Genomic DNA, 1,760 nt, shown 5'->3' on the forward strand with positions numbered 1-1,760 from the left:
TGACCAGCGGTATCGTCGGCAAAGGCCACTGGCTGCGCGATCTTGCGCCCAAGAAACGGGCTTTCCTCGGAGTTGCGCAAGTCAATCGGGCCGATCTCGGGGTCCATCCCCCAACGCGCGACCATCGAGCGCGCAAGATCGGTGGCACGTTGAATATCATCCTCTGCGCCAGAGCTGACGGTGCCCAGGAAATGCTTCTCTGCAGCCCGCCCGGCGAGGAGTATGCTTAACTGGGATCGAAGGTAGTCTTCGGGTAAGACATGTCGATCGTTCTCGGGCAAAGCGTGCGTTCCGCCAAGCGCGCGCCCGCGCGGAATGATCGTGACCTTGTAAACCGGATCGGCCTCGGCAGTATGGAACGCGACGGCGGTATGCCCGGCCTCGTGCACGGCCAGTCGGCGTCGTTCGTCGGGCTGGATGGCTAGCGTGCGCACCGTGCCCATCATGATCTTGTCGCGGGCTTCCTCGGTGTCGGACAAACTGATTGACGCGTTGCTCTTGCGGGCCGCAGAAATGGCCGCTTCATTGAGTAGGTTCTTAAGGTCAGCCCCCGAAAATCCCGGCGTGCCAGCGGCGACCTGATCAAGATTGATGGTGCTATCAAGTGGTAGTCCCCGAGCATGAATATCAAGGATCGCGCGCCGCGCCTTCTTGTCGGGCAACGCCAAAGTCACGTGCCGGTCAAAACGACCCGGACGCAGCAACGCAGGGTCCAGAACATCCGGACGGTTCGTGGCAGCCAGGACGACGACGGCGTGCTTGCCTGAAAAGCCATCCATTTCGGCGAGGATTTGATTGAGCGTCTGTTCGCGCTCATCATGTCCGCCACCCAGTCCAGTCCCGCGGGTTCGCCCAATGCTGTCCAGCTCATCAATGAAGATGATCGCGGGGGCCTGGCTGCGTGCCGCCTCGAACATCTTACGCACCCGGCCGGCACCGACCCCCACGAAGACCTCGATGAACTCCGAGCCGGTCGTGGAAAAAAACGGAACGTCCGCCTCACCTGCAAGCGCACGCGCCAACAGCGTCTTGCCGGTGCCCGGTGGCCCCATCAGCAACACACCATGCGGCACTTCGGCTCCGACACGCGAAAATCTTTCCGGATCGCGCAGGAAATCGACCAGTTCGGCGACCTCGCGCTTGGCGCTTTCCTGGCCTGCCACGTCCGCAAAGGTCACCTTGCGTCCCTGACTGGCAGGTTTGGAAAACCGTCCGGCCATCAGATTGCCCAGCCCTTGACCCGGCAGGCCCGCGCCGGCCGAAATCCGTCGTGTCAGAAAGAAATAAAGGGCAGCCAGGAAGATCCACGGCAGAAGCGCCCCGATGATCGAACCGTCGCTGGAAGTTCTTGCGTAAACCTCAACATCATTTGCATCCAGCAGCGGCAGCAGTTCAGGATCGTCTTGCACCGGGACAGTAGCCTTCAAAAGGACATCGCCGCTATGGGGATGCGCGGTCAGATCCGTTTGCGTCAGTACGACGCTTTCGACCCGACCATCCGCGATTTGCCGCTTGATTTCGGAATAAGACACCGTTTGGCTGGATGTGATGGCACCCTGAAGCAATGGTGGTATCACGAACACCATCAGGAAAGCTGCAATAAGAATCACAAGTCCCAGCGAAGGCTGACGCCTGGGATCGGGATCAGGTTTTTCATCCACGCGATCGTACCCTTTTACGCGCTCCGCGATGCGCAAGGGCAAGTCTGCCGGATGTCTGCCCCTCGGGATTGAGAAATGTCAAAGCAAATCCGAATGCAA

At 60.0% G+C, this 1,760-nt stretch carries 1 protein-coding gene; it reads right to left on the reverse strand.

Annotation, left to right across the window (positions count from 1 at the left end; translation table 11 throughout):
• Positions 1 to 1,661: ATP-dependent zinc metalloprotease FtsH (gene ftsH / locus BOA8489_RS19970; RefSeq protein ID WP_245814014.1), on the reverse strand; the 1,661-nt coding region annotated here is incomplete at its 3' end.
• Positions 1,662 to 1,760 lie beyond the last annotated feature (99 nt).

It is taken from the genome of Boseongicola aestuarii (genome assembly GCF_900184815.1).
GTDB lineage: Bacteria > Pseudomonadota > Alphaproteobacteria > Rhodobacterales > Rhodobacteraceae > Boseongicola > Boseongicola aestuarii.